At 67.0% G+C, this 10,350-nt stretch carries 10 protein-coding genes; 7 read left to right on the forward strand and 3 right to left on the reverse strand.

What is annotated here, in order from left to right; translation table 11 throughout:
* The first annotated feature begins 63 nt into the window (after positions 1-63).
* The 6 genes from RMO04_RS13140 (at position 64) to hflX (ending at position 7,478) form a co-directional block, all read left to right on the forward strand.
* Positions 64-1,272 (forward strand): amidohydrolase family protein, encoded by a 1,209-nt coding sequence (locus RMO04_RS13140; protein WP_309645230.1) that lies wholly within the window; start codon positions 64-66, stop codon positions 1,270-1,272.
* Positions 1,273-1,332: 60 nt separating this feature from the next.
* A complete protein-coding gene (locus RMO04_RS13145; protein ID WP_309645231.1) occupies positions 1,333-3,558 on the forward strand; it encodes a PAS domain-containing sensor histidine kinase in 2,226 nt (741 codons plus the stop codon).
* The gene (locus tag RMO04_RS13150) at positions 3,558-4,949 is read left to right on the forward strand and encodes a sigma-54 dependent transcriptional regulator (RefSeq protein WP_309645232.1); all 1,392 of its coding nucleotides are present in this window, start codon (positions 3,558-3,560) and stop codon (positions 4,947-4,949) included. Before RMO04_RS13145 ends, RMO04_RS13150 begins: the two co-directional genes overlap by 1 nt.
* The gene (locus RMO04_RS13155) at positions 4,949-5,812 is read left to right on the forward strand and encodes a D-amino-acid transaminase (protein WP_309645233.1); all 864 of its coding nucleotides are present in this window, start codon (positions 4,949-4,951) and stop codon (positions 5,810-5,812) included. The genes RMO04_RS13150 and RMO04_RS13155 overlap by 1 nt, the downstream gene beginning before the upstream one ends.
* 101 nt (positions 5,813-5,913) lie before the next feature.
* Positions 5,914-6,165: an RNA chaperone Hfq gene (gene hfq, locus RMO04_RS13160; protein ID WP_309645234.1), complete on the forward strand. Its 252-nt coding sequence runs from the start codon at positions 5,914-5,916 to the stop codon at positions 6,163-6,165.
* Positions 6,162-7,478 (forward strand): GTPase HflX, encoded by a 1,317-nt coding sequence (gene hflX, locus RMO04_RS13165; protein WP_309645235.1) that lies wholly within the window; start codon positions 6,162-6,164, stop codon positions 7,476-7,478. Before hfq ends, hflX begins: the two co-directional genes overlap by 4 nt.
* Here hflX and mazG read toward each other — a convergent pair.
* Together mazG and RMO04_RS13175 are read right to left on the reverse strand one after the other, a co-directional pair.
* Positions 7,475-8,296 (reverse strand): nucleoside triphosphate pyrophosphohydrolase, encoded by an 822-nt coding sequence (gene mazG, locus RMO04_RS13170; protein WP_309645236.1) that lies wholly within the window; start codon positions 8,294-8,296, stop codon positions 7,475-7,477. The two genes, hflX and mazG, sit on opposite strands and share 4 nt — an antisense overlap.
* 39 nt (positions 8,297-8,335) lie before the next feature.
* Positions 8,336-8,836, reverse strand: coding sequence for a hypothetical protein (locus RMO04_RS13175; protein ID WP_309645237.1), 501 nt, complete (start codon positions 8,834-8,836; stop codon positions 8,336-8,338).
* Positions 8,837-9,028: 192 nt separating this feature from the next.
* Between RMO04_RS13175 and RMO04_RS13180 the strand changes: the two genes are divergently transcribed.
* The gene (locus RMO04_RS13180; RefSeq protein WP_309645238.1) at positions 9,029-9,208 is read left to right on the forward strand and encodes a YegP family protein; all 180 of its coding nucleotides are present in this window, start codon (positions 9,029-9,031) and stop codon (positions 9,206-9,208) included.
* Here the strand turns inward: RMO04_RS13180 and RMO04_RS13185 are convergent.
* Entirely contained in the window at positions 9,205-10,218 is a 1,014-nt protein-coding gene (locus RMO04_RS13185) for an LLM class flavin-dependent oxidoreductase (protein WP_309645239.1), read from the reverse strand. The genes RMO04_RS13180 and RMO04_RS13185 overlap by 4 nt on opposite strands.
* Positions 10,219-10,350 lie beyond the last annotated feature (132 nt).

Raw genomic sequence — 10,350 nt, forward strand, 5'->3', positions numbered from 1 at the left:
GGCCAACGACGTCCGATAGTGTCCGGCAAGCGGCCATCAGAGGCCCGATGGAGGGAAGCAGCCATGGCCTACGCCCCGGACGGCCGCGCGTTCTACGACGCCGACAGCCACATCATGGAACTGCCGGATTTCCTGAAGAAGTATGCTGACCCGGGTCTGCGCGACGAAATCCCCGAGGTGAGCTACAGCGCCTCGCTCGTCACCGACGAGGAGGTGGCGGTGATCGTGGGACAGGGCGGACGCCACAGTCCCGAGCACGTGGCCGCCCAGATCGCGCTGGGCGACCGGCTGATCGAGAGCTCCAAGGAAATTCAGGCCCTCGGCGCCTTCGACAGCGGCGACCGCAGCCGGGCCCTGGACCTGCTGGGTTTCAAGAAGCAGCTGGTGTTCGCGACCCACAGCGTGGCCATGCCGTTCTCGGCCAGCTCGAAGATCACGCCCGAGCTGCGTTACGGCGCCACCCGCGCGCACAACCGGCACATGGCGGACTTCTGCAGCGACGACGCCCGCCTGCTGGGGGTGGCCATCGTGCCGCTGGACGAACCGGCCCTGGCGATCGCCGAGCTGGATGTGGCCATCGCCGCCGGCCTCAAGGCGGTCTGGATTCCGCACCGCCCGTGCGGCGAGCGTTCCCCGGGGCATGTCGACTTCGATCCGTTCTGGGCGCGGCTTGCCGAAAGCGGCACACCGTTCCTGCTGCATGTGGGGGGCGCGCCCCTGCAACAGGCCCGGGCCTGGATGAACAACGGCAAGGGTCCGACCGCCGACTGGATGGGCGGCGGGGAGAATCTGCGCAGCAAGGACATCGCCATTCTGCACCAGGGGCCCGAGACCTTCCTGTCGGTCATGATCATCGATGGCGTTTTCGAACGCTTCCCGACCCTGCGCGGCGCAAGCGTGGAGCTTGGCGCGGGTTGGGTTCCGTCTTTGCTTACTCGGATGGATTGGGTGGCCAAGAACTGGATCCGCGCCGACAAGAACCAGACGCCGTTCACCCGCAAGCCTTCGGAGCAGCTCGCCCAGCAGATGGCCTTCACGCCGTTCGTATTCGAAGATGTCGGCGCCTTGATCGACCAGTCGAGCCCAGACCTCTACCTGTTCTCCAGCGACTATCCGCATGTCGAGGGCGGCCGCGATCCGATCAAGCGGTTTGAAGGCTTCCTCGGCGATAGGAGCGAGGCCGTTCGCGACAGCTTCTACGCCGAGAACTTCCTGCGCATCTTCCCCGACGCTCGCGTCACGCCCAGGGCTCGCGCCGGCACTCTACAGTGAAGCCGGCTTGCAACATGACTGTTGCGCATTAGGTACACACCCCTCTAGGATCGGCCAGTCATGGCGGTTTCGGTCCAGGAAAACAGCGTTAGGTCGACCCCGTTCGCGAGATTCTGGCGGACGTTGCAGTCGCGCTATGTGCTAGGCGGCGGATATGCTCTAGCCGCGATCCTGACGGCCGTAGCGATCCTTCTGGCCGCCTCTCCGCCTGAAACCGGGCCCCTGGCGCCGGCCTCCAAGAACATCTTGGCCATTCTCGGCTTCAACCTCGTGCTGATCCTGGCCCTGGCGGGGCAGGTGGGGGTGAGACTGGCGGCCCTGCTGCGCGCCCGTTCGGAAGACGCCGGCGCACGGTTGCACCTCCGTTTCGTCACCCTGTTCGCCCTCGCCGCCGTGGCGCCGGCCGTCGTGGTGGCGCTGTTCTATGGCGTCCTGGTCAACCGGGGCGTCGAAAACTGGTTCTCTCAGCGGGTTCAGACCGTGATGGCGAACTCCGCCACGGTCGCGAGGTCCTATGTCGAGGACCAGCAGCGCTATGTTGGCGACCACGTGTCGCTGATGGCGGTCGATCTGAACCGCGCGGCGCCGGCGCTGCAGGCCAGCCCGGTTACCTTCAGCCACTTCCTCGCCTATCAGGCCTCCTATCACGCGTTCCCCGCCGCCTATCTGATCGACGGCCAGGGCCGGATCCTGGCCCGGGCCGAGGCGGTCGACGCTCCCAGGTTCGTCACGCCGCCGGCCTCCAGCTTCGCCGCCGCTGACGAGGGCGACATATTCGTCACGACTGACCTGACCCGGGCGCTCTACAAGCTCTCGGCCTATCCGGACGGCTATCTCTATGTGACGCGGCCGGCGCAGAAAGGGATTGTCGATCACCTGCGCGAGGCCGACCGGTCTCTGGCCGCCTATCGCGAGGCCGCAGAAAGCCGCGCCCGCATTCAGACGGTGTTCGCGTTGTCGTACATGGAAACCGCCATGCTGGTCCTGGTCGGCGCGGTCTGGCTTGGGTTGGGCGCCGCCAACGCCATATCCGCCCCTGTCGGGCGCCTGGTGCAAGCCGCCGGGCGCGTCGCCGGCGGCGACCTCAGCGCCCGCGTCGACGCCACCAACGACCCTGAGGAAATCGCCGTACTTTCCCGTGCGTTCAATAGCATGACGCATGATCTTCAAGCGCAGCAGGCCGCGCTTAAGCGGGCCGGGGACGAAGCTGAACAGCGCCGCCTGTTCATCGAAACCGTCCTGGCCGAGGTCTCCGCGGGCGTCATCGGCCTGGACGCGCAGGGACGGATCTCGGCAGCCAATCGCCAAGCTACCGCTCTGCTAGACCTGGGCGGCGGTCAGGTTCACGGCCGACGTCTGACCGAGGTGGCGCCTGAGTTCGCCATGATCGCCGAGAACGCGCTCAAGGCCGGCGAGGCCGAGGAAGAGGTCGACATCGCCCGCGACCGCGAGACCCGCCGGCTGCGGGTGCGGGCCAGCCGATCCGAAGGCGGCCTGGTGCTCACCTTCGATGACATTACCCGCTTGGTCTCGGCCCAGCGCAACGCGGCCTGGCGCGACGTGGCCCGCCGGATCGCCCACGAGATCAAGAACCCGCTGACCCCGATCCAGCTCTCCGCCGAGCGCCTGCGTCGCAAGTTCCGCGGCGGTGTCGCGCCCGAGGACCTGGAGGTCTTCGACCGCTGCACCGACACCATCGTGCGCCAGGTCGACGGAATCGGGCGGATGGTCGACGAGTTTTCCTCCTTCGCCCGCATGCCGGCGCCCAAGTTCGCCGAGCAGGACGCCGTGGAGCTGTTGCGCGCCGCGGTGTTCGCGCAGCGGGTGGCCAGCCCCGACATCGATGTCGAGATGATCGAACCCGCGCCTGCCGTCAGCTTGCTGGCCGACGGGCGGATGCTGACCCAGGCCCTGACCAACCTGCTGAAGAACGCCGCCGAGGCGGTGAGCGCGCGAATGGCGGCGACGCGCGACGCTCCCGGCCGGATCACCGCGGAACTGGTTTCCAACGAGCAGGGTGTCGAGATCGTTGTCGAGGACAACGGCGTGGGCCTGCCCGACAAGGACCGCGACCGCCTGACCGAGCCGTATGTCACGACCCGCGAAAAGGGCACGGGACTGGGCCTGGCGATCGTCAAACGCATTCTGGAAGACCACGGCGGCGAATTGCTGCTGACCGACGCCCGCGGCGGTCAGGGCGCGCGCGCGGTGCTGAAGTTCCCGACGACCGCGCGGGTGAAGAGCCCCGTGGCCCCGACCCCGGCGCAAGGCTTAGGAGTAACCTGATGGCGGCTGATGTTCTGGTTGTCGACGATGAGGCGGACATTCGCGACCTGGTGGCCGGAATCCTTTCGGACGAAGGCTACGGCGTGCGCACCGCGAACGATTCCGAGAGCGCGCTGGCCGCGCTCAAGTCGCGCAAGCCCGCGCTGCTGATCCTCGATATCTGGATGCAGGGCGGCGGCATGGACGGCCTGGAATTGCTGGACATGGTCAAGGCGCTCGATCCAGACCTGCCTGTGATCATGATCTCCGGCCACGGGAATATCGAGACCGCCGTCAGCGCCATCAAGCGCGGCGCCTATGAGTTCCTGGAGAAGCCGTTCAAGTCCGATCGTTTGCTGCTTTGCGTGGAGCGGGCGCTGGAAACCAGCGGCCTGAAGCGAGAGAATCGCCGGCTGCGCACCCAGGCGATCCAACCCGAAGGGCTGATCGGTCGGTCCGTCGTCGCCCAGCAGCTTCGCGGCCTGATCGCCAAGCTGGCCTCGGCCAACAGCCGGGTGCTGATCGCCGGTCCCCCCGGCGCGGGCAAGGAGACCGTGGCGCGGCTGATCCACGGTGCCAGCCCGCGGGCCCGCGGCGAGTTCGTGGTCATCAGCGCGGCTGGCATGACGCCCGAACGGATGGACGTGGAGCTGTTCGGGGAGGAGGGGGCCAGCGGCCGCCCCGCCAAGATCGGAGTGTTCGAGAACGCTCACGGCGGCACCCTCTACCTGGACGAAGTGGCCGACATGCCCCGCGAGACCCAGAGCCGCATCCTGCGGGTCCTGGTCGAACAGCGTTTCCGCCGGGTCGGCGGCGACAGCGACGTGCAGGTCGATGTTCGCGTGGTTTCGTCCACCTCCCGCGACCTGCGCGAAGAGATCGCCGGCGGCCGGTTCCGCGAGGATCTGTTTCACCGACTGAACGTGGTGCCGGTGACGGTGCCCGGCCTATCCGAGCGCCGCGAGGATATCCCCGAACTGGTCGACTACTTCATCCAGCGGATCTGCGACGCCAGCGGCATGGCGCGGCGGCGGTTGGCGGACGACGCGCTGGCCACCCTGCAGGTCAAGGCCTGGCCGGGGAACCTGCGCCAGCTGCGCAACAACGTCGAGCGCATGCTGATCCTGGCGTCCGGCGATCCGTCGGAGGCGATCAGCGCGGACATGCTGCCGGGTGACTCGACGCCCAGCGACCAGCCCAGCACCCTGGGCGCCGAACGCATCATCGCCCTGCCGCTGCGTGAGGCCCGAGAGGTGTTCGAGCGCGAGTACCTGAACGCCCAGATGCTGCGATTCTCGGGCAACATCTCACGCACGGCGGCCTTCATCGGCATGGAGCGCTCGGCCCTGCACCGTAAACTGAAGTCGCTGGGCCTGTCGGGCGCGCGGCCTGTCGAAGAGGAAGACGCCTGATGGGTCGCTACGCTTATGTGAACGGCAGTTTCGTCCGCCATGGCGACGCCAGCGTCCACATCGAGGATCGCGGCTATCAGCTTGGCGACGCGGTCTACGAGGTCTGGGCCCTGTTCGACGGCAAGCTGGCTGATCCGGAAGGCCATTTCGCGCGGCTGGAGCGCAGCCTGGGCGAACTGCGGATCGCCATGCCCATGACCCGGGCGGCCCTGACCATCGTCCTGCGCGAGGCCGTTCGCCGCAACCGGGTGCGCGAGGGATTGCTCTATCTGCAGGTCGGTCGCGGCGTCGCGCCGCGCAATCACGCCTTCCCGGACGGGGACGTGCCGCCCAGCGTGGTGGTCACCGTCTCCGCGGTCGATCGCGCGGCGACGGAGGCCAAGGCCGCCAAGGGCGTGGCGGTGATCACCACCCCCGAGAACCGCTGGGGCAGGTGCGACATCAAGACCGTCGGCCTGCTGCCCAACGCGCTCGCCAAGCAGGCGGCCAAGGAGCGCGGGGCGGTCGAGGCCTGGTTCGTCGACGACCTGGGCTTCGTGACCGAGGGCGCCTCGTCCAACGCCTGGATCGTGGACGCCGAGGGACGCCTGCGTACCCGCGACACAAACGCCAATATCCTGCGCGGCGTCACCCGTTTCACCCTGTTGGACGTGCTGCGGGAGGAGGGAATGGAGGTCGACGAACGGCCTTTCACCCCGGCCGAAGCCAAGGCCGCCAAGGAGGCCTTCATCACTGGGGCGGGCTCGCTGGTGCTGCCGGTGATCAAGGTCGACGACCATCCGGTGGGAGATGGCGTCGTCGGACCCATGGCGATGAAACTCCGTCGCCTCTATATCGAGCGGGCGAGGGCGACAGCCATCTAATGCAGGACGCGCGATTGCGCCCGTCATGCGGGACGGTCTAGCGTTCGACTTGTGTGTGGGGGGCGTTTTGCCCCTCGAACCAGAACAAAGGGCGACAAGCCATGTCGAACAACGAAAAGAAACAGAACCTCCAGGACACCTTCCTGAACAGCGTCCGCAAGTCGAAGACACCGCTGACCATATTCCTTGTGAACGGCGTCAAGCTGCAGGGTGTGGTGAGCTGGTTTGACAATTTCTGTGTGCTTCTGCGTCGTGATGGGCAATCCCAACTCGTCTACAAGCACGCCATTTCCACCATCATGCCGGCCCAACCCGTTCAGTTGTACGAGCCGGCGGAAGACGAGACCGATTGACCACAAAATCCGTTGATCACGAGGTCCCGCCGCAAGGCGTCCTCGTCATCCACCCCGAGCGGGATGGGCGCAACTCGTCCCGCAGCGGCGAAGCACGTCTGGAGGAGGCCATCGGTCTCTCCCTGGCGCTGGACCTCGTGACCCGCGACGCGATCATCGTGCCGCTGCGAAAACGCACACCCGCCACCCTGTTCGGGTCGGGCAAGGTGCTGGAGATCGAGAAACTGTGCGCCGATCTCGACGTCGACGTGGCGGTTGTCGATGACTCGCTGACACCGGTCCAACAGCGCAATCTGGAGAGGGCCTGGAAGGTGAAGGTCATCGACCGCACCGGCCTGATCCTCGAAATCTTCGCTCGCCGCGCGCGAACCCGCGAGGGACGGCTGCAGGTCGAACTGGCCCGGCTCTCCTATGAGAAGTCGCGGCTGGTCCGCACCTGGACCCACCTTGAACGCCAGCGCGGCGGCTTCGGGGTCATGGGCGGTCCGGGGGAAACCCAGATCGAGACGGACCGCCGGCTGATCGCCGAGAAGATCGCCAAGCTTAAGCGCGAACTGATCGAGGTGCGCCGCACCCGCAACCTGCAGCGAGGCGCGCGTCAGCGCCATCCGTATCCGTCGGTGGCGCTGGTCGGCTACACCAACGCCGGCAAGTCGACCCTGTTCAACCGCCTCACCCACGCCGATGTGGTGGCCGAGGACATGCTGTTCGCCACGCTGGATCCGACCCTGCGGATGCTGGACTTGCCCGACGGCCGGCCCGCGATCATGTCCGACACCGTGGGCTTCATCTCCGACCTTCCCCACGAACTGGTCGAGTCTTTCCGCGCCACCCTCGAGGAGGTGAAGGAAGCCGACGTCATCCTGCATGTCCGCGATATCGCCAGCTCCGAAAGCGCGGCCCAGGCCCAGGACGTTCGCACGGTGCTTGAGCGCCTGGGTGTGAAGGTCGAGGACCGGAACATCATCGAGGTGTGGAACAAGGCTGACCTCGTCGACGAAGAGCTGCGTGATGAACTGGCCGGGGACGCACGGCGGATGCACCCGCCCGCGGTCCTGCTGTCGGCGGTCACTGGTGATGGGTGCGAGGCCCTTCTGGAGACCATCGCCGCCTTGGTGGACGACGCCGCGCCCGTCGAGATCTCGACGGCGGCGGGGGAGGGCGGCGCGGCGATCGCCTGGCTCTATCGCCATGGCCGGGTGATGGGCCGCCACGATGACGACAAGGGCGGGGTGCGACTATCGGTGCGACTGTCGCCCCAGGCGCTGGGTCAGTTCGAGCAGCTCTACCCGCGGGTCAGCCTAAAGCACTAGGCGCGCGACTTCTCGGCGGCCTTCGCGGCGTCCCAGAGGGCGTCCATCTCTTCGAGATCTGACTCGGCCGGCGTTCTGCCGCGTTCGGCGAGCGCGGACTCAATGAACCTGAAGCGGCGAGCGAACTTGGCGTTGGTGGCGCGCAGAGCGTCCTCGGGTTCGATATCCAGGGTGCGGGCGATGTTGGCGACCACGAACAGGACGTCGCCCAGCTCTTGCCTCGCCTTTTCCAGATCGCCGGCGGCGATCTCGACCTCGAGTTCAGCCACCTCTTCGTGCAGCTTCTCGACCACCTTTTGGATGGTGGGCCAGACGAAACCGACACTTGCCGCGCGCTTGGAAAGCTTCGTGGCTCGGGTTAGGGCCGGCAGGCCGACCGGCACATTGTCCAGGATGCTGTCGTTCTGACCCTTGGCCGCACGCTCCTGCGCCTTGATGACCTCCCAGGCTTCCGTCTGCTCGGCGCTGCTCCGATGGCCCTCGCCGCCGAACACATGCGGGTGGCGGCGGATCATCTTGTCGGAGATGGCGGCGGCCACGTCGTCGAAATTGAACGCGCCCTGGTCCTGGGCCATTTGGCTGTGGAACACGACCTGGAACAGCAGGTCGCCCAACTCTTCCTTCAGGTCGGACAGGTCGCCGCGCTCGATGGCGTCGGCGACCTCATAGGCCTCCTCCACCGTGTAAGGCGCGATGGTGGCGAAGGTCTGCTCCAGGTCCCAGGGGCACCCGGTGCCCGGAGTCCGCAAGGCGGCCATGATCGCCCGTAGGCGCGCGATAGGCGGGAGGTCGCTCTGGGTGTCATCTGACGGCGGCATGACACTCTTCAGAGCGCGCGCCGCTGTCGGAGGCAAGACCTAACGGCGCGCGTAGACCTTGCCGCGCCCGAGTTGGAACACGAACCGGTCGATGCCGTGCTGAGCGTCGGCCCAGGTGCCGCCGATCCGGGAGTCGTGAATATCGGTTTCGTACCACGTGTAGCGAATCGGCGTGACGTCGCCATCGACCGAGATCGCCCTGCCCTCGATCGCCAGGCCGCCGGTGCCGAAGCTCTCGTAGGACAGTCCTGGACGGTCGCCGAGCTGCTTGAAGGTTGGACGGTTGGGCCGCACGTCGATCAGGGTGAGCTCGACGCGGCCGCCGGCCAGGACGCCGGTGCGATGCAGCTCCCGCTGGACATCGGCCTGAAGCTCTGAGGCCAGCCGGTCGACGTCGCGGACACCGTAGTCGTCAGCCGCCTTCTTGGCGAGCTCGGCGCCGAGCGTCACCTGGACGCTGGAAACGGTGGAAAGCGGATCGGCCAGGGCCGAACCCGCAAGGCCCAGGAGGGCGAAGGCGGCGAAGACAAGAGTGCGCATGGGGGTAGCTCCGGTGCGAAGGCGGGCGCTGCGTTCGATAAGAGATAGGCCCACGACGACCCGTGTGAAAGGAGCCTGACCAGAGTGGCCATAGTGTGGCGCAGCTTCACAGGATGATGGCTTGACGGCTTGCGGCGGACAGCCAAGTCTTACGTCGGACGGACGACTTTACCCAGAACAGGGAGGCCTCGCATGGCCCACAAATTCGAGATCTACAAAGACAAGGCCGGCGAGTTCCGTGTCCGATTCAAGTACAACAGCGAAACGATGTTCTCGACGGAAGGCTATTCGTCCAAGGCGAGCGCGAAGGCCGCCATCGAATCCATCAAGAAGAACGGCCCGGACGCGGAGATCGACGACACCACGGACTAGGCGCCGGCCGGTTCCAGGCGCGCGATGTCATCGTGCGCCTGGGCGGCGATCTCGAACGATTTCAACCGCGCGACGTGGTCGAAGACCTGGGCCGTGACCATCAATTCGTCGGCGCCCGTACGCTCGATGAAAGCCGCTAGGCCCCGCGCGACGGTCTCGCGAGACCCCACGACCGCGCAGCTCAGCGCCTGGCCCAGCATCGATCCGCCCAGCATGTCCAGCCGGCCGGCCGGATCGTCGACCGGCTGGGGCAGGGGGCCCGGCCGACCCTGACCGAGGTTGATGAAGGCCTGCTTGACCGAGGTGAAGAGACGTTGCGCCTCAGCGTCCGTCTCGGCGGCCACCACATTGACCCCCAGCATCACGTGCGGCCGATCCAGGTGCTCCGACGGCTTGAACCGGCTGCGATAGAGCGCCAGCGCCTGATCCAGATAGGCCGGGGCGAAGTGTGAGGCGAACGCGAAGGGCAGACCAAGCGCCGCGGCCAATTGCGCGCCATAGGTGCTCGATCCCAGGATCCAGAAGCCCATCTCCAGGCCCGCGCCCGGCCCGGCGCGAATGAGCTGACCCGGCTGCGCGGGCCGGAAATAGTCCATCAGTTCGATGACATCGCGCGGGAACTGGTCCACGTCGCCCATCAGGTTGCGGCGCAGGGCCCGCGCCGTGGCCTGGTCCGAACCCGGCGCGCGGCCCAGGCCCAGGTCGATGCGGCCGGGATAGAGCGACGCGAGCGTGCCGAACTGCTCGGCGATCACCAGAGGCGCGTGGTTGGGCAGCATGATCCCACCCGCGCCCACTCGTATGGTCGAGGTCGCCTCCGCCACATGGCCGATGATCACCGCCGTGGCGGCGCTGGCCACGCCCGTCATGTTGTGGTGCTCGGCCAGCCAATAGCGCCGATAGCCCCATCGCTCGGCGTGCTGCGCCAGATCCCGGGTGTTCCGGAACGACTGGGCGGCGTCGCCACCCTCGACGATAGGAGACAGGTCGAGAACGGAGAGCGTGGTCATCCGTCCCATATGGCGCCTTGTCGCGGCGGTTCCAGTGGCGTGTGACCGGGTGTGTCGGGTCAGTCGAGCTCCAGGTCGAAGGTATAGCCCAGCGCGGCGTCCTCGTTGTCATCCGCGCCCTCGGTTCCGCCG

Origin of the sequence: Phenylobacterium sp. (assembly GCF_031412415.1) — a bacterium.
In the GTDB taxonomy this organism is placed as follows: domain Bacteria; phylum Pseudomonadota; class Alphaproteobacteria; order Caulobacterales; family Caulobacteraceae; genus Phenylobacterium.

Coding starts and splice junctions, on each gene's coding strand:
- RMO04_RS13140 (WP_309645230.1), top strand. CDS start 64: ATGGCCTACGCCCCGGACGGCCGCGCGTTCTACGACGCCGACAGCCAC.
- RMO04_RS13145 (WP_309645231.1), top strand. CDS start 1,333: ATGGCGGTTTCGGTCCAGGAAAACAGCGTTAGGTCGACCCCGTTCGCG.
- RMO04_RS13150 (WP_309645232.1), top strand. CDS start 3,558: ATGGCGGCTGATGTTCTGGTTGTCGACGATGAGGCGGACATTCGCGAC.
- RMO04_RS13155 (WP_309645233.1), top strand. CDS start 4,949: ATGGGTCGCTACGCTTATGTGAACGGCAGTTTCGTCCGCCATGGCGAC.
- hfq (WP_309645234.1), top strand. CDS start 5,914: ATGTCGAACAACGAAAAGAAACAGAACCTCCAGGACACCTTCCTGAAC.
- mazG (WP_309645236.1), bottom strand. CDS start 8,296: ATGCCGCCGTCAGATGACACCCAGAGCGACCTCCCGCCTATCGCGCGC.
- RMO04_RS13175 (WP_309645237.1), bottom strand. CDS start 8,836: ATGCGCACTCTTGTCTTCGCCGCCTTCGCCCTCCTGGGCCTTGCGGGT.
- RMO04_RS13180 (WP_309645238.1), top strand. CDS start 9,029: ATGGCCCACAAATTCGAGATCTACAAAGACAAGGCCGGCGAGTTCCGT.
- RMO04_RS13185 (WP_309645239.1), bottom strand. CDS start 10,218: ATGACCACGCTCTCCGTTCTCGACCTGTCTCCTATCGTCGAGGGTGGC.